This window comes from Flavobacterium bizetiae, from assembly GCF_902804475.1.
Classification (GTDB): domain Bacteria; phylum Bacteroidota; class Bacteroidia; order Flavobacteriales; family Flavobacteriaceae; genus Flavobacterium; species Flavobacterium bizetiae.
This window is the reverse complement of record NZ_CADCSU010000056.1, coordinates 29835-46056: the sequence shown is the minus strand read 5'-3', so window position 1 is coordinate 46056 and position 16222 is coordinate 29835. Positions and strand designations below refer to the sequence as shown.

Genomic DNA, 16222 nt, shown 5'->3' with positions numbered 1-16222 from the left:
GCTCACGATTATCTTAGTTATCAAATAATATGCCACAATGCTAAAGTTATGTTATATTGTTGTATTTTTCGAATAAATTATTTTTTGTTGAATATTCAATAAGAGAATTGGCTGTTTCTATTCTCTTCCTTGCAGTTTATTTTGTTTTTGATCCATTATTTGATAAGCTCAAAAAGCGAAAAAGAGCTCATTTAAGCTCTTTTATAAATAATAACGACAGTAAATACTATATTTTTTGAATAAATCGCTTAAGAAACGATATTCATAATGGTATTTGTTGCTCCTGTATTGTCCTGAATATAAGATCTGCAAATGCGACTTTTTTCTTCAAGAAAATTATGATCGTTAAGTAAACGATCCAGACTTTCTTTTAATTCATTGTTGTTAGAAATTACAATACATCCCTGAAGTGCAACTAATTGAACTGCTTCTGCAAAATTAGAGTAATTAGGGCCAATTGCAATTGGTATTCCAAATGTAGCCGGTTCCAGAATATTATGAATCCCCGGATTGCCAAAACCTCCTCCTACATAAGCTATCGTGCCGTAACTGTAGATTTTAGTTAGTAATCCTATTGTATCTATAATAAAGACATTGAATTTTGATAAATCCTGTTGCTCTTTTTCTGAAAATAATATAGTCGATTTTGTAATTTGACTTTTTAAACCCGCTATTTGATCTGCTTTGATGTTGTGCGGAGCAATAATGAATTTTACATGATCCGGTGCCTGATTAATATATTCGGCTAATAAAGCTTCGTCTTTTGGCCACGAGCTTCCTATTACTATAGTAGGTGCATTATTTTTGAAATTTTCAATATAGTCAAGTGTATTGTCTCTTTCTAAAATAGCATTTACACGATCAAAACGTGTATCACCGGAAACAATTACATTGTGAAAACCAATCGCTTCAATTTTTTGTTTTGAACTTTCATTCTGAACAAAAAAATAGGTGAACGCTTTTAATGCTTTTCGGTAAAAACCGCCATACCATTTAAAAAACATCTGATTGTCTCTGAAAATCCCTGAAATTAAATAGGTAGGAGTTTTGCTTGTTTCTAATTCTTTTAAATAATTCAGCCAGAATTCATATTTAATAAAGAATGCCAATTCAGGATGCGCTAATTTTAAAAACTTCTTCGCATTACTTTTAGTGTCTAATGGCAAATAAACAGTAACGTCTGCAACTGTATTGTTTTTGCGTACTTCGTAACCTGAAGGAGAGAAAAAAGTAAGGATAATTTTATGGTTAGGATATTTTTCTTTGATTTTTTCGATTACGGGTAAGCCTTGTTCGTATTCGCCAAGTGAGGCTGAGTGGAACCAAATAGTTTTATCTGAGGGTTTTATTTTTTCTTCCAGAATAGAAAAAACATTTTTCCTACCGGCTACAAAAAGTTTAATTTTCGGACTAAAAAGTGCTACAATTTTCAGAAAAAACCCCGCAATAGAAATAACTAAATTATATAGAAAAAGCATCTGTTTATTTTTGTGGCTAAATTACGGTTCTTTCGATTATTTTCATTGGTTTGAAGGTATTAAATAACTATTTTTGTTCTTCCTTTTAGAGATTCTGATTACAAAACGGGTCTTTAATTTTAAAAATATATTGAAAATGAAAAAAATTCAAATGGTTGACTTAAAGAGTCAATACGAAAAAATAAAAACTACCGTTGATGCTTCGATTCAAGAAGTTTTAGATACAAATACTTATATAAATGGACCATTGGTTCATCAATTTCAAAAAAATCTTGAAGACTATTTAGGAGCAAAACACGTAATTCCGTGTGCAAATGGTACTGATGCTTTGCAAATTGCCATGATGGGATTAGATTTAAAACCAGGCGACGAAGTAATTACTGCCGATTTTACTTTTGCTGCAACTGTTGAGGTTATTGCTTTATTGCAATTAACTCCGGTTTTGGTTGATGTTGATATGACGAATATGAACATTGATATTGACGCAATTAAAAAAGCAATTACGCCAAAAACAAAAGCAATTGTTCCGGTACATTTATTTGGTCGCGCGGCTAATATGGATGCGATTATGGAAATTGCTGCAGAACATAATTTATATGTAATCGAAGATAATGCACAAGCAATTGGTGCTGATTATATTTCGAAATCAGGTACAAAAAGTAAAGTAGGGGTAATTGGTCACGTTGCTGCAACTTCATTTTTTCCTTCTAAAAACTTAGGATGTTATGGAGATGGTGGAGCAATTTTTACTAATGACGATAAATTGGCACACATCATTCGCGGAATCGTAAATCACGGAATGTACGAGCGTTACCACCATGATGTTGTGGGAGTAAATTCTCGTTTAGATAGTATTCAGGCTGGAGTTTTAAATGCGAAATTGCCACTTTTAGATGAGTACAATACTGCACGTCGTTTAGCGGCTTCAAAATACAATGCAGCTTTCGCAGGAAATGCACATATTATTACACCGGAATTTGATGCAAACGAAAATGATCACGTTTTTCATCAGTATGTATTGAGAATTATCGATGCAGACAGAAATGCCTTATTGCAGCATTTGCAGGATAAGCAAATCCCGTGTGCGATTTATTACCCAATTCCGTTGCATTCTCAAAAAGCATATGTTGATCCTCGTTATAAAGAAGAGCAATTTCCGGTTACGAATCAATTAGTACAAGAAGTTATTGCTTTACCAATGCATACAGAGCTTGACGATGAGCAAATTAAATTTATTACAGATGCTGTTTTAGAGTTTTTGAATAAATAATTATGAAAAGTTTTCGTTTTTTAATTTTAATGATGCTGCTTCAGTTTTCGGTTTTTGCTCAAAAATCGAATGCTAAAGAAGAAACAGCAGTCAGTAATCAGGTTGAAATTTTGCGTAAAGCAATGATTGATGCTGATGGTGCAAAATTAAAAACGTTGACTTCTAAAAATTTGAGTTACGTTCATTCGAATGGTAATTTTCAAAATCAGACAGAATTTATAGACGGAATCGTAAGCGGAAAATCGGATTTCGTTACTATAGATTTTCAAAATCAAACCATATCGATTCAAAATGATGTAGCGATAGTGAGACACGTTCTTTCGGCGCACACTAAAGATGACGGAATTGACAGAGATATTAAAATAGGAATAATGCTTGTTTGGCAAAAGCAAAAAAATAACTGGATTTTGATTGCCAGACAAGCATACAAATTAACTACATAATAAAAACAACCACAAAATGAAAGTATTAGTAACAGGAGGATTAGGATTTATTGGTTCTCACACTGTAGTCGAATTGCAAAACGAAGGCTTTGAAGTAGTGATAATTGATAATCTTTCGAACTCTTCAGAAGAGGTTTTAAAAGGAATTACGGCTATTACAGGAAAAACGCCTTTATTCGAAAAATTAGATTTAAGAGAAAAAGCGTCAGTTCAGGATTTCTTTAAAAAGCATAACGATGTTACTGGAGTAATTCATTTTGCAGCTTCAAAAGCAGTGGGAGAAAGTGTTGAGCAGCCTTTATTGTATTATGAAAACAATATTGCTTCGCTGGTTTATTTGTTACAGGAATTACAGCAAAAACCTGAAGCAAGTTTTATTTTTAGTTCTTCTTGTACAGTTTACGGTCAGGCCGAAAAAATGCCAATTACAGAAGATGCTCCCGTGCAGGCAGCAATGTCTCCTTACGGAAACACAAAGCAAATAGGAGAAGAAATCATTACAGATACAGCCAAAGTAACTAATATTAGCGCAATCTTATTACGTTATTTTAATCCGGTTGGAGCGCATGCAAGTACTGAAATTGGAGAATTACCATTAGGAGTTCCTCAAAATTTAGTACCTTTTATTACGCAAACAGGAGTAGGATTACGTAATGAATTATCAGTTTTTGGAGATGATTATCCAACGCCTGACGGAACTGCAGTTCGTGATTATATTCATGTTGTAGATTTGGCAAAAGCACACGTAATTGCGTTACAGCGTTTACTGAATAAAAAGAATTTGGCAAAAGTTGAAACTTTCAATTTAGGAACAGGAAAAGGAAGTTCTGTTCTGGAAGTCATTCATAGCTTTGAAAAAGTAAGTGATAAAAAATTGCCGTACGTAATTAAGCCTCGTCGTGAGGGAGATATTACTGAAGCTTATGCAAATACAGATAAGGCAAATAATGTCTTAGGGTGGAAGGCTGAACTAAGTTTAGACGAAGCAATGGCAAGCGCCTGGAAATGGGAACAAAAAGTGAGGAATAAATAATTTTTGAATAAAATTATAAATTTTTTTAAATCCCAGATTATAGCAATATAATTTGGGATTTTTTTTAACTGGCATTTTATGAAACAAAATTTAGATTATAAATTAATTATTGCTCTCTCAGCTGTTGGAATTGTTTGGGGGACAACGTTTTTAGGGATTAAGGTGGCGGTTGAAACGATTCCGCCCTGGTTTGTAACTTCAATACGTCAGGGATTAGCGGGATTGGTAATGATGACGATTTTATTATTCAAAAAAGAATTAGAATGGATTGGCTGGGAAAATTTAAAACGTCAGCTTGTTCCTTCGATTTTAATGATTGTGATTGCCAATGGTTTTACTACAATTGCGGAGCAAAATATACCAAGCGGATTAGCATCGGTCATAAATGCGCTGACTCCAATTCTTATTTTTTTGGGAAGTATTATGTTTGGATTGCAAAAAATGAGTATCAGAGGATTTGTAGGTGTAATTATTGGGTTTTCCGGAGTAGTTTTTATTTTTAAAGACGGACTCGGATCATTTTTAGATGCTGACTATAGAACCGGAGTAATGTTTATGGGGCTTGCAATTTTAGCTTGGGCAGCGGGAACAATTTATACCAAAACGCACGTTAATAAATCGAACAACATAACACTGAATTTATTTTATCAGTTTACAATGGCATCTTGTATTCAGCTAGTATTGGCGTCTATTTTTTCGCCAAATCCGGATTTTAATTCGTGGAGTTCAAAAAGTATTTTCGCCGCTTTGTATTTGTCAATTTTTGGATCGGTGATCGCTTTTTTCTGTTATAATTATGCTTTAAAACACGTTACAGCGGTTCAGGTTTCGATTTTGTCGTATATCAATACAATAATCGCTGTTTTTTTAGGCTGGCTGCTTTTAGATGAAGTAATCACAATTGATTTTGTTATAGCAACAGCACTTATTATTCTGGGTGTTTTTATTGTAAATTATAAAAAGAAGGAAAAGAAAGCTTTGTAAAAAGAATCGCTTTGATTTAATTTATTTTGTAAATTTGTAAGATTAAATTGTAGGAAATATGAATAAGAAAAAAGAAGATCCGAAGAATGATAAGGTTGAAGAACCTGCGGTTGAATATGAAATTCAAAAGCCTAAATTTAAAGGAATAGATCCTGAAACCTTTGATTTTGATGCTGAGTTCGCAAAAGGATTAACACTGGAAGAAGCTAAAGCGGAATCAATCAAGAGAATAAGAGAGTGGTGGGGCAAATAGAAATAAACTCTACACCAGATGTTGTTAGATTTTTAGATGATTTGATTAATGAATTGTATAAGAAAGAATATTTTGGATTTATAGAATCTGCAGAAAAGTATGTATCTGATATTTACAAGGCAATTCCTGATAGAATAAAGAAAACAACACATAAGAAAACTCCAAATAATATTAAATATTTAGGTTCAAATTATATTTTTTATAAAGTAAATCCAAGAACAACATGGTATATCTTTTTTGAAAAAAACGAGAATTATTATTTAATAACAGGTATTATAAATAATAATTCTTGTGAGGCAAATGAGCTGTAAAAGCAAAATCCTCATAAACAATCTGTTCATGAGGATTTTTTTTATATCGTCAATAACTGAAAACAGCTACTAAAAACTGAATACTAATTAAGCATTCGCAGTAACCGCTTCTTTATCGATTTTATTAATCAAACCAGCTAATACTTTTCCTGGACCAACTTCGGTAAACAAAGTAGCACCATCAGCGATCATTTGTTGTACAGATTGAGTCCATTTTACAGGAGCTGTCAATTGAATAATTAAGTTCTTTTTGATTTCGTTGGCGTCAGAAACCGCATTTGCTGTTACGTTTTGGTAAACAGGGCAAATAGGAGTAGAGAATGTAGTTGCTTCAATTGCAGCAGCCAATTCTTCTCTTGCAGGTTCCATCATTGGTGAGTGAAAAGCTCCTCCAACAGGTAAAATCAAAGCGCGTTTTGCTCCGGCAGCTTTCATAGCTTCACAAGCTTTTTCAACGGCAGTAGTTTCTCCTGAAATAACCAATTGTCCAGGACAGTTGTAATTTGCAGCCACCACGATTCCGTCGATTGAAGCGCAAACTTCTTCTACAATATTATCAGCTAAACCTAAAACGGCAGCCATTGTAGATGGAGTAATTTCGCAAGCTTTTTGCATAGCAAGAGCACGTTGAGAAACTAATTTAAGACCATCTTCAAAAGATAAAGTTCCGTTAGCAACTAATGCAGAGAATTCTCCTAAAGAATGTCCTGCAACCATTTCTGGTTTAAAATCTTCGCCTAAAGTTTTTGCTAAAATAACCGAGTGTAAAAATACAGCAGGTTGAGTTACTTTAGTCTCTTTTAGTTCTTCGGCAGTACCTTCGAACATGATATCTGTAATTCTAAAACCTAGAATTTCATTAGCTTTTTCAAATAATTCTTTGGCTAAAGCCGATGATTCATATAAGTCTTTGCCCATTCCTGTAAACTGTGCGCCCTGACCCGGAAATACGTATGCTTTCATTTGTCTAATTTAAGATTGAATTTTTTTGAATTGAAAATTAGTTTCAATTGAAAGGCAAAAATAACACTTTTTTACTTCGTATAATCCTTAAACATATAAATCCACGCTAATCTTGAAAATCTAAGATTAAAAGATGTGAGTAAAGTAATCACAACTGCAATAATGGGAATAATTCTTAAATCGAAATTTTTCTCAAAGAAAAACTGTGCAATACAATACGTGGCGATTCCCTGAGCAACTGTTAATCCGTAGTTTACATACATGGCGCCAAAGAAATAACCAGGTTCTTTCTGGAACTTGTAGTTGCAATGACTGCAGTATTCATTCATTTTTGGTAAACCAAAATTCAGAAAAATATTTTTGTCTTTAAAAACTTTTCCTTTATGACAAATAGGACATTCGTTGCTTAAAATATGAGTTAATGCACTTGACATGATCTTGTTGTTTTTTATTTATACAAAGGTAATCCAGAGTAGTATTAAAGTCTTTTTTATATCTTCGCTACTTATAGCACAATAAAGACATTTTTTAAGAAAAAAATCCAAAATCCAAAATCCAAAATCCAAAATCCAAAATCTGAAATCCCAAATCTAAAATCTAAAATCTAAAATCTGAAATCTAAAATTTAATCGCATATGAAAAGATATCCCGTTTATAGTGTTCAGAATTTCAGTTGCAACGATATTCACCGTGATTTTTATGTAAATACATTCAAAGAACATCTAAAAAGTCATAGTTTTGTCGAAGAACCCCACCGACACGATTCATATTTAATGGTATTTTTTACAAAAGGTTCAGGGCAGCATGAAGTCGATTTTGATCAATTCGCAATAAAAAGAGGAAGTTTATTCGTTTTACAGCCCGGACAAATGCATCATTGGAATTTGTCTGAAGATATTGAAGGCTTTGTGATCATCTTTTCGCAGGAATTGTATAATCTCTATTTCGGGCAAAAAAATATCAACGAATATAACTTTTATCATTCGATTCATAATCGGCCGGAAATGGTTTTCGATGAAAAAGAAATTCCAAAAATTCAGCCTTATTTTGATTTGCTAATTCAGGAAAACAGTCACGAAAATCGCTATCAACTCGATAAAATGCTTAATTTACTAGATTGCATTCATATCGAAATTGCGCGCAAATACAACGAAACCTATTCGCATCAAACGCATTCCTATAATATTAAAATTGATAAGTTCGAAATGCTTTTGGAGCAATATTTCAGACAAGAAAAATTGCCTTCTTTTTATGCCGAAAAACTAAATATAACTTTGAAGCATTTAAACAGAATCTGCAACGAAATTCTTCAAAAAACAGCCACCGAAGTCATTACAGATCGTGTCGTTTTAGAAATAAAAAGAATGCTGATCGACAAACAATTAGCCGTAAACGAAGTAGCGTTCAAAGTAGGTTACGAAGATTACTCCTATTTCTCCCGATTTTTCAAAAAACAAACCGGAATGTCACCAACAGAATTCCGAAATACTGCGCGATAGTTTTTGCCACGAATTACATTAATTTGCACTATTTTTTTTTTATAAGTGGAAATATATTACCACAGATTAAAAGATTTACACTGATTATTATTCGCGTAGTACAGAAAAAAAATCTTTTTTAATCTTTTAATCTGTGGCAAAAAAATAAAAATAATAATTCGTGCAAATTAATGTAATTCGTGGCAAACAAAAAAAGCCAGCACTTCCTAAAAAAGTGCTGGCTTTTAACCAATCAAATTAAATCTATTCTAAAAGAATTAAGCTTGTTTTACAAATTGTAATTCAATGTTTAAACGAACTTCCTCTCCAACTAAAACACCCCCTGTTTCAAGCGCAGAGTTCCAGTTTAAACCCCAGTCTTTACGATTGATTTTTCCTTCTATGCTTAAACCTACTTTTATATTTCCCCAAGGATCAGTTAAGATTCCGCTATATTCTACAGGAAATTTAACTTCTTTTGAAATACCTTTGATTGTTAAATCTCCAGTTAATTCATAATCTCCAGCATCAATTTTTTTGAAAGAAGAAGCCTTGAAAGTTAATTTCGGATTGTTTTCAACATCAAAAAAATCTGCACTTCTTAAGTGACCGTCTCTGTCTGCATTGGCAGTATCGATAGAAGCGATATCACCAGAAAATTCGATTGCAGCATTTTCGAAGTTCTCTCCGTCTGAAGTAATTGTTGCGTCGTAAGTTCCAAATTTACCTGAAACATTTGTAAACATCATGTGTTTAACTTTAAAACCAATTTCTGAATGTGTTGGGTCAATTGACCATTTTGTAGTTGCCATAATTTTTATTTTTAAATAATTAATTTCATTTTGATAGGACAAAGTTACGTCCGTAGTACTCGAAACACACTTAACCTAGATTAAGAAATGAAAAAAGCGATTTTTTATTTTAGAGTTTTTTTTTGCCACGACCCGAGCGATAGTGAATAGGCGAAGCAATTCCACTAATTCTTACTAATTAATTCGTGCTCATTCGTGAAATTCGTGGCAACTTGACACAGATTGAAAAATTATTTTAATCATTTTAATCTGTGGCAAAAACTATGCGTAGTAATTATTAGTGGATTAAATTTAATCTTTGTTATTTAAATAATAAGTCAACGCTCCCGAAGGACATTTATGAATCGTTTTTATGATTTTTTCAGAAGTCGAAGCTTCAGGTAAAATCCAGGGTTTTTCTTTTGGATGAAAAACATCCGGATTATTCTTTACACAATTAGCAGAATGTATGCATTTTCCGGATTGCCAAATAATGGTTACTTCTCCGTTTGTATATTCTTTGGTTAAGTTATCTGGATTCATGATCGAAAGTTTTAAATGGTTAGTTTTGAGTAGAATAAAACCAAATTTTATCTAATAAAAATACGTTTTCTTTTTTAGTTCTGATAAAAATTGGGCAAAAAAGAAACGATAATAAGCTGAATATCAACTTATATATCGTTTCAAGAAAAAAATATTAATTGTAATCTATGAATTAATAGTTCATCGGAATGTCCATCAATAAAAACTCAGCATCTGTATTGGCTTTAATGTTTAAAGTATCAGTTCCTGAAATTCCAACAGCATCACGAGTGTTTAATTCCTGACCGTTGATCGTTACATTTCCTTTTAGGATGAAAGCATAAACCCCGTTTCCTTCTTTTTTAATTTTATATTCAGTAGACACACCTGAGTCAAAATTACCCATTTGAAACCAGGCATCCTGATGAATCCAAACCCCTTCATCGTCTGCATTAGGAGACAAAACTTGCGCTAATTTATTATGTCTGTCAGCAACATTTAAAGTAATTTGTTGGTAACGAGGATCTACATTTCTTTTATTCGGGAACAACCAGATTTGTAAAAGCTTAGTTTGCTGATCAGCATTTGGGTTAAATTCACTGTGTTGAACACCAGTTCCTGCACTCATCACCTGAATATCACCATGTTTAATGATCTCAGTATTCCCCATACTATCTTTATGTGCCAAGTCTCCTTCAAGCGGAATCGTAATGATTTCCATATTATCGTGAGGATGCGTTCCAAAACCCATTCCGCCCGCAATCGTGTCATCGTTCAAAACACGAAGCGCTCCAAACTGAATTCTTTCAGGATTGTACCAGCTCGCAAAACTAAAGCTGTGATAAGCGTTCAACCATCCGTGATTTGCGTTTCCTCTTGTTTCTGCTTTGTGCAATACTATATTTTCCATGATCTTATATGTTTTGTTATTTTTATAGTACAAAGATACCACCAAGGTCAATGAAACGCACTTAACCTAGATTAAGAAAAGATTTTTATGAGATTCTGAGGGGCTAAGATGCTAAGTTTTTTCAGGAGCAGAAGTTTACGTTTTCAAAAAAACGTTACGTCCCGCTATCCATTTCAATCTTTTGTGCCGAACACCGGCACAAAAGGATTTCCACTTCTATCGGGGCTAGATTAGAAGTTTTATTTTCATAAGTCGCTGTATGTACAGCTTAATAAATAAAGTAACCGCACAGTTTGTCATCTCGACGAAGGAGAGATCACACAAGTGGCTCGACAAAGATTGGCGATTCGTTTCTATCGGGGCTAAATGAGAAGTTTTATTTTTAGAAGAAATGCAATTTGCATAAAAGTTCCAGAGGAACGAATTATGTTGTAGGGATGTCCCGAAGCTTCGGGATCAATCCATTCTACGCAATCATAATCGACAAATATTGGCGATTATTGGATCGGAGTTTCTAGTGTGATCTCTCCTCCGTCGAGATGACAAGATTGTGGTTAATTTCAAAAAGAGCAATAAAACTTTGCGACTTCGCGACTTTGCGAGATTATTAAAAACTGAATTATTTAATCCTAATCAATATCCCTTTTCCAACAACTTCATCAAGATAATTCGCAGCCGAACTTTGCTTATCATGCATGAAAAACGGAATAGTGTCTTTTTTAATTTGGTCTTTTGGGATACTTATAATTAAGTCAGTATTGATAAAATTGTCCAATAGTATTACGTTGCCATACGAAATTTTTCCTTTTGGCAGATACTTATTATCAAAAGCAAAAACACTATCATTAAAAGTGATTTTGTCCTTTTGAAGGTAGGAATTGTTGTCTTCGATTAAATAATTATAACGACCAGTGAGCTTTTCCGTTTTCTGGACTAAATTAATAGAAAGTAATGTTAGTATTAAAGTAAAATATTTCATGGTGCTTAACTATATTGACTTATAAACTGTTGTACAACTGCATCGGTATTCTCATGACGTTTTTTTCTTTCTAAAACAATTGGCGGCGCAGCTCTTTCGAGACAATCCTGAACGGCACAAGTCTCGCAAGTAACCCCCACAATTCGTTTCACCAAAGGTTTGCCCTCAATAAATTTGAATTTCTTTTTCATTGCCGGAGTAATTAAGATTCCCACAGAAATACTTCGGATGTAATTTTCAGAAAAAGGATCTTTTGTAGCCGAAGAGAAAACCAAATATTCATTTCCGCTATTAGCGTAACTTGATATTTGAGCATCAAAAAAGTGAGATTTATTTTGTTTGATCGCTTCGTCAATCGTTTTAACCGAAACCCATCTTCTGCAATAATGTTCGTTGGTTTCATTCGCGTGTGGTTCCTGCTGATGCGTAATATGTAATTCTTTATTAATTTGATAAACATCAGAACCAACCCGATGCGATAATCTTAAAAAGAACAAGTTTTTCAGCTGAAAATCTTTCGGTAGTAAATTGGTTAAACGCTGGTAAAACGATTCCGGCGAAACTTCAAAGCTTTCTATTAATGCTACAAAAGCTTCCGGTTTTGGATTTTCATTTTCCAGGAAAGAATTGATTTTATCTACAATTAATTTTCTCGGCAATAATAAAGCACCGGCAAAATAAGAAGCGTAAAAATTGTGTAAAACCTGATCGAAATTTTCAAACTTAATCCAACTGAAAGTCAGTAGTCGATCTGAAATGTTTAGGTAATTATAGGCAATTTCTTTGGCTAAAATAAAAGCTTTTTGCGGTGCATCAAGTTCTGTAGAAAGCAATAAAGTTTTGCTTTTAGGAACATAAATCGAACGCAAATCACCCAAAGCTTCCTGGTCTGTAAAAACAATTTCTTTTATAGTGTATTCGTATTCTTCTTTTAGAATAGCTTGCAATTCTTCAATGCTAATTTTAGAATCCAGATTAATCTGAAACGACTTCGAAAACGCAATTACTTTCTCTTCAAGATCTTCAAAATAATTGCTGTGCGCTTCCTGATACGAACGCAAAGCAGCCAGAAAGAAACTTTCTCGGCTTAAATTGTAATGCTGTGCAATTTCGATAATCGTACTAATAAACGCATTGACTTTTGCCGGAGCATTGGCAATAATGTCAATTAAATCAGCTTCCTGAATCCCGAAAAGCTCCAGCGGAATCTCTTTTAAAATTCCTGACTTTAAGATTTCGCCAATCGGAGCGAGGTTATTATCGAGTTTTAACGACACTAATTGATCGTAAGGAATGTCTAAATGCGTACAAAGCAGTAAAATTTTATCTGTTTTTGGATATTTTTTTCCCTTTTCAATCTCATTTAAGTATGATTTTGAAAGATTTGTGAGTTTGGCTAAGCCAAAAAGTGAAAGATTTTTTTGGGTGCGAACTTGCTTGAGTTTTAGCCCAAAGATCAGCTTTATATAGTCTTTTTCGATATCCATAAATCAAATATAATCAATTCAAAAATAATCGCCAAAAAATTATTTTTAATATTTAGCGAACGTTCGCTTGTTTTGTAAAAAACTTTTTTCTAATATTGTGGTGTAGAAATTATTAGATATCAAGTAGTTGTGTTTTTAAAATTTAAAAAAGATATAAGCTATTCGATTCTTACTAATGAAAATAAAATCCACAGCTATGAAAAACCAATTAGAAATTACCGAGACGGCAATGGAATTTTTAGCCGAAAAGAAGCTTTCTTATCCAAAGATCTGGACAGAAGAAGCAATTGTTTTTATCACCGATTTGCATCGAAAATTCGAATCGCAACGAAAACTGTTATTGTTACAACGCGAACAAAAACAAACTGCTTTTGATCAGGGCGTCATGCCGGTTTTTACTCCGGAAACAAAAAGTGTCAGAGAAGGTAATTGGACAGCTGGAGAAATCCCAAAAGATTTACTGGACAGAAGAGTAGAAATCACCGGGCCTGTTGATCGTAAAATGATTATCAATGCTTTAAATTCTGGTGCCAAAACCTTTATGGCCGATTTTGAAGATAGTACTTCGCCAACCTGGCAAAATTTGATGGACGGGCAAATGAATTTAATCGATGCGGTTAACAAAACAATTACCTATACCGATTTGGCAAAACAAAAGTCCTATCATTTAAATGAGAAAACGGCAACGCTAATTGTACGTCCGAGAGGTTTGCATTTGCCTGAAAAGCATGTTTTGATAGAAGGAAATGAAGTTTCGGGTTCTTTGGTAGATTTTGGTTTGTATGTTTTTCACAATCATAAACGACTTTTAGAAAACAATTCAGGACCGTATTTCTACATTCCGAAATTAGAACATTATCTCGAAGCGCGTTGGTGGAATACTGTAATTGATTTTACCGAGGATTATTTAAAACTGAAAAGAGGCACAATAAAAGTGACGGTTTTAATCGAGACTATTACCGCTAGTTTTCAGTTGGATGAAATCATTTACGAACTAAAAGAACATATCGTTGGCTTGAATTGCGGACGTTGGGATTATATTTTCTCCTATATCAAAAAGTTTAGAAAAAATCCAAAATTCATTGTTCCAGATCGCGATCAGGTAAATATGACTTCGCCTTTTATGAACGCTTATTCAAATTTGGTAATTCAAAGATGTCATAAAAGAGGTATTCATGCGATTGGCGGAATGGCAGCTCAAATTCCGATTCGGAATAATGAAGAAGCCAATGCAATAGCTTTTGCAAAAGTAAAAACCGATAAAGAACGTGAAGTAAAAAATGGTCATGATGGAACCTGGGTAGCACATCCGGATTTGGTTGCCATTGCAAAAGAAATTTTTGATAAAGGAATGCCAACTCCAAACCAGATTCATATAAAAAGAGAACATCGAAAAATTACAGAGGCAGATCTAATTGAACCACCAATTGGAATCATCACTGAAAATGGTGTTCGAAAAAATATCAACGTTGGAGTTTTATATCTGGCTTCATGGCTTAACGGACAAGGCGCAGCGGCATTACATAATTTAATGGAAGATTCGGCAACGGCCGAAATTTCGAGATCGCAATTGTGGCAATGGCTTCAAAATAAAGTGCTTTTAGATAATGGACGAAAATTAGATTTGGCTTATTATCATGAATTGGCCTTAGACGAATTTAAAAAAATCAAAGACGAATTAGGCGAGGAAAATCACGAAAAACGTCAATTTCCTCTTGCTGAAAAAGTCTTAGAAAGATTGGTTGTAAATCCAGATTTCGTTGATTTTTTAACGATTCCGTGCTACAAATATTTATTAAAAATTAAAAATTTAGAATTAAAAATTAAAAATATTTTTTGCGCATAATTTTAGTAAATAACACCGCTTTTTAATTTTTAATTCTCAATTTTTAATTGAATGAAATGCTTTTACTAACCACTTTAACTAAACTATTTATGAAAACAACAGAAGACAGAATTCAGGAATTGATTAACGATTGGATTACGAACCCAAGATGGAAAGGTGTTGAACGTCCTTATACCGCTACAGAAGTAGTGACGCTTCAGGGATCGTATCAAATTGAGCATTCTATTGCCAAAATGGGAGCGCAAAAATTATGGAGAAAGTTAAAAAGTCAGGATTATGTTGCTGGTTTGGGCGCGTTGACAGGAAATCAGGCGATTCAGGAAGTCGATGCTGGTTTGGAAGCGATTTATTTGAGCGGTTGGCAAGTTGCTGCTGATGCAAATCTGGCGGGAGAAATGTATCCTGACCAATCGCTTTATCCGGTAAACAGTGTGCCTATGGTGGTAAAGAAAATAAATAATGCTTTGTTACGTGCTGATCAGATTCAGACCGTAAATGGGGTTGAAGATAAAAAAGATTACTTAGTTCCGATTGTGGCGGATGCTGAAGCTGGTTTTGGCGGAAACTTAAATGCTTTCGAATTAATGAAATCAATGATTGAAGCGGGGGCTTCAGGAGTTCATTTTGAAGATCAGTTAAGTTCCGCCAAAAAATGCGGACATTTAGGTGGGAAAGTTTTGGTTCCAACGCAAGAAGCAATTAATAAATTGATTGCAGCTCGTTTAGCATCTGATGTTATGGGAGTTTCAACACTTATTGTGGCAAGAACAGATGCGGATGCGGCTAATTTATTGACCAGCGATGCAGACCCAAGAGATGCTAAATTTATAACTGGCGAAAAAACAAATGAAGGTTTCTTCTACGTAAATAGCGGAATCGATCAGGGAATCGCACGAGGTTTAAGTTATGCGCCTTACGCTGATTTAATTTGGATGGAAACCAGTAATCCGGATTTAGTTTATGCTAAAAAGTTTGCTGATGCCATGAAAAAAGAATTCCCGGATAAAATGTTGGCTTACAATTGTTCACCATCATTTAACTGGGCGGCAAAATTATCAGTTGCTGAAATGGAAACATTCAGAGAAGATTTGGCTGCGATGGGATATAAATTCCAGTTCATTACTTTGGCAGGATTCCATGCTTTGAATACGAGTATGTTCGAATTGTCTAAAGCGTATAAAGAACGCGGAATGGCAGGATATTCTGAATTGCAGGAAAGAGAATTCGCTTTACAGAATAGCGGATTCAGAGCGGTAAAACATCAGGCGTTCGTAGGAACTTCTTATTTCGATGCTGTTCAGAATACGGTGATGATAGGGAAATCAACGATAACGGCGATGGAACATTCTACAGAGGTTGAGCAATTTTAATTCAAAAGAAAAAGCCAGTTTATTAACTGGCTTTTTTGTTTTTTGTTTTTGCCACAGATTTCACGGATTAAAATGATTTTTTTAGCCACGAATTACACAAATTT

General features: G+C 33.9%; 17 protein-coding genes. 9 read left to right on the top strand and 8 right to left on the bottom strand.

From position 1 onward, the window contains the following. Positions 1–248 precede the first annotated feature (248 nt). The gene (locus tag FLACOL7796_RS05555) at positions 249–1478 is read right to left on the bottom strand and encodes a 3-deoxy-D-manno-octulosonic acid transferase (protein ID WP_173969835.1); all 1230 of its coding nucleotides are present in this window, start codon (positions 1476–1478) and stop codon (positions 249–251) included. A 136-nt stretch (positions 1479–1614) separates the two neighbouring features. Between FLACOL7796_RS05555 and FLACOL7796_RS05550 the strand changes: the two genes are divergently transcribed. The 6 genes from FLACOL7796_RS05550 to FLACOL7796_RS05525 all read left to right on the top strand — a co-directional run bounded on the left by FLACOL7796_RS05550 (position 1615) and on the right by FLACOL7796_RS05525 (position 5772). Beyond that, entirely contained in the window at positions 1615–2748 is a 1134-nt protein-coding gene (locus tag FLACOL7796_RS05550; protein WP_173969834.1) for a DegT/DnrJ/EryC1/StrS family aminotransferase, read from the top strand. Positions 2749–2750: 2 nt separating this feature from the next. Then, positions 2751–3191, top strand: a complete 441-nt coding sequence (locus FLACOL7796_RS05545) for a nuclear transport factor 2 family protein (protein WP_173969833.1) — start codon at positions 2751–2753, stop codon at positions 3189–3191. Between the two features lie 16 nt (positions 3192–3207). Continuing rightward, positions 3208–4224, top strand: coding sequence for a UDP-glucose 4-epimerase GalE (galE, locus tag FLACOL7796_RS05540; RefSeq protein WP_173969832.1), 1017 nt, complete (start codon positions 3208–3210; stop codon positions 4222–4224). A gap of 78 nt (positions 4225–4302) precedes the next feature. Beyond that, positions 4303–5208 carry a DMT family transporter gene (locus tag FLACOL7796_RS05535; RefSeq protein ID WP_173969831.1) on the top strand — a complete coding sequence of 302 codons (906 nt, stop codon included), beginning with the start codon at positions 4303–4305 and terminating at the stop codon, positions 5206–5208. Between the two features lie 58 nt (positions 5209–5266). After that, positions 5267–5461, top strand: coding sequence for a hypothetical protein (locus FLACOL7796_RS05530; protein WP_173969830.1), 195 nt, complete (start codon positions 5267–5269; stop codon positions 5459–5461). Then, positions 5449–5772 carry a hypothetical protein gene (locus tag FLACOL7796_RS05525; protein WP_173969829.1) on the top strand — a complete coding sequence of 108 codons (324 nt, stop codon included), beginning with the start codon at positions 5449–5451 and terminating at the stop codon, positions 5770–5772. Before FLACOL7796_RS05530 ends, FLACOL7796_RS05525 begins: the two co-directional genes overlap by 13 nt. Before the next feature lie 87 nt (positions 5773–5859). Here the strand turns inward: FLACOL7796_RS05525 and fabD are convergent, their stop codons facing one another. Continuing rightward, positions 5860–6735 (bottom strand): ACP S-malonyltransferase, encoded by an 876-nt coding sequence (gene fabD, locus FLACOL7796_RS05520; protein WP_056190824.1) that lies wholly within the window; start codon positions 6733–6735, stop codon positions 5860–5862. A gap of 71 nt (positions 6736–6806) precedes the next feature. Then, positions 6807–7169, bottom strand: a complete 363-nt coding sequence (locus FLACOL7796_RS05515) for a DUF983 domain-containing protein (protein ID WP_041517577.1) — start codon at positions 7167–7169, stop codon at positions 6807–6809. Between the two features lie 201 nt (positions 7170–7370). Between FLACOL7796_RS05515 and FLACOL7796_RS05510 the strand changes: the two genes are divergently transcribed. Further along, a complete protein-coding gene (locus FLACOL7796_RS05510; RefSeq protein ID WP_173969828.1) occupies positions 7371–8234 on the top strand; it encodes a helix-turn-helix domain-containing protein in 864 nt (287 codons plus the stop codon). Between the two features lie 257 nt (positions 8235–8491). Here the strand turns inward: FLACOL7796_RS05510 and FLACOL7796_RS05505 are convergent, their stop codons facing one another. The 5 genes from FLACOL7796_RS05505 to FLACOL7796_RS05485 all read right to left on the bottom strand — a co-directional run bounded on the left by FLACOL7796_RS05505 (position 8492) and on the right by FLACOL7796_RS05485 (position 12902). Continuing rightward, positions 8492–9025, bottom strand: coding sequence for a YceI family protein (locus tag FLACOL7796_RS05505; RefSeq protein ID WP_173969827.1), 534 nt, complete (start codon positions 9023–9025; stop codon positions 8492–8494). A 291-nt stretch (positions 9026–9316) separates the two neighbouring features. Beyond that, on the bottom strand, positions 9317–9547 hold the full coding sequence (locus FLACOL7796_RS05500; RefSeq protein WP_173969826.1) for a (4Fe-4S)-binding protein: 231 nt from the start codon (positions 9545–9547) through the stop codon (positions 9317–9319). A gap of 172 nt (positions 9548–9719) precedes the next feature. Next, on the bottom strand, positions 9720–10436 hold the full coding sequence (locus FLACOL7796_RS05495) for a pirin family protein (protein ID WP_173969825.1): 717 nt from the start codon (positions 10434–10436) through the stop codon (positions 9720–9722). Between the two features lie 619 nt (positions 10437–11055). After that, positions 11056–11415 carry a hypothetical protein gene (locus FLACOL7796_RS05490; protein ID WP_173969824.1) on the bottom strand — a complete coding sequence of 120 codons (360 nt, stop codon included), beginning with the start codon at positions 11413–11415 and terminating at the stop codon, positions 11056–11058. Between the two features lie 5 nt (positions 11416–11420). Next, positions 11421–12902 (bottom strand): helix-turn-helix domain-containing protein, encoded by a 1482-nt coding sequence (locus FLACOL7796_RS05485; protein ID WP_083693556.1) that lies wholly within the window; start codon positions 12900–12902, stop codon positions 11421–11423. Between the two features lie 196 nt (positions 12903–13098). Here FLACOL7796_RS05485 and aceB point away from each other — a divergent pair, with 196 nt between their 5' ends. Next, positions 13099–14748: a malate synthase A gene (gene aceB / locus FLACOL7796_RS05480; protein WP_173969823.1), complete on the top strand. Its 1650-nt coding sequence runs from the start codon at positions 13099–13101 to the stop codon at positions 14746–14748. Between the two features lie 89 nt (positions 14749–14837). Next, complete coding sequence (aceA, locus tag FLACOL7796_RS05475; protein WP_173969822.1) at positions 14838–16118, top strand: isocitrate lyase; 1281 nt, start codon at positions 14838–14840, stop codon at positions 16116–16118. Positions 16119–16222 lie beyond the last annotated feature (104 nt).

Coding starts and splice junctions, on each gene's coding strand:
- FLACOL7796_RS05555 (WP_173969835.1), bottom strand. CDS start 1,478: ATGCTTTTTCTATATAATTTAGTTATTTCTATTGCGGGGTTTTTTCTG.
- FLACOL7796_RS05550 (WP_173969834.1), top strand. CDS start 1,615: ATGAAAAAAATTCAAATGGTTGACTTAAAGAGTCAATACGAAAAAATA.
- FLACOL7796_RS05545 (WP_173969833.1), top strand. CDS start 2,751: ATGAAAAGTTTTCGTTTTTTAATTTTAATGATGCTGCTTCAGTTTTCG.
- galE (WP_173969832.1), top strand. CDS start 3,208: ATGAAAGTATTAGTAACAGGAGGATTAGGATTTATTGGTTCTCACACT.
- FLACOL7796_RS05535 (WP_173969831.1), top strand. CDS start 4,303: ATGAAACAAAATTTAGATTATAAATTAATTATTGCTCTCTCAGCTGTT.
- FLACOL7796_RS05530 (WP_173969830.1), top strand. CDS start 5,267: ATGAATAAGAAAAAAGAAGATCCGAAGAATGATAAGGTTGAAGAACCT.
- fabD (WP_056190824.1), bottom strand. CDS start 6,735: ATGAAAGCATACGTATTTCCGGGTCAGGGCGCACAGTTTACAGGAATG.
- FLACOL7796_RS05515 (WP_041517577.1), bottom strand. CDS start 7,169: ATGTCAAGTGCATTAACTCATATTTTAAGCAACGAATGTCCTATTTGT.
- FLACOL7796_RS05510 (WP_173969828.1), top strand. CDS start 7,371: ATGAAAAGATATCCCGTTTATAGTGTTCAGAATTTCAGTTGCAACGAT.
- FLACOL7796_RS05505 (WP_173969827.1), bottom strand. CDS start 9,025: ATGGCAACTACAAAATGGTCAATTGACCCAACACATTCAGAAATTGGT.
- FLACOL7796_RS05500 (WP_173969826.1), bottom strand. CDS start 9,547: ATGAATCCAGATAACTTAACCAAAGAATATACAAACGGAGAAGTAACC.
- FLACOL7796_RS05495 (WP_173969825.1), bottom strand. CDS start 10,436: ATGGAAAATATAGTATTGCACAAAGCAGAAACAAGAGGAAACGCAAAT.
- FLACOL7796_RS05490 (WP_173969824.1), bottom strand. CDS start 11,415: ATGAAATATTTTACTTTAATACTAACATTACTTTCTATTAATTTAGTC.
- FLACOL7796_RS05485 (WP_083693556.1), bottom strand. CDS start 12,902: ATGGATATCGAAAAAGACTATATAAAGCTGATCTTTGGGCTAAAACTC.
- aceB (WP_173969823.1), top strand. CDS start 13,099: ATGAAAAACCAATTAGAAATTACCGAGACGGCAATGGAATTTTTAGCC.
- aceA (WP_173969822.1), top strand. CDS start 14,838: ATGAAAACAACAGAAGACAGAATTCAGGAATTGATTAACGATTGGATT.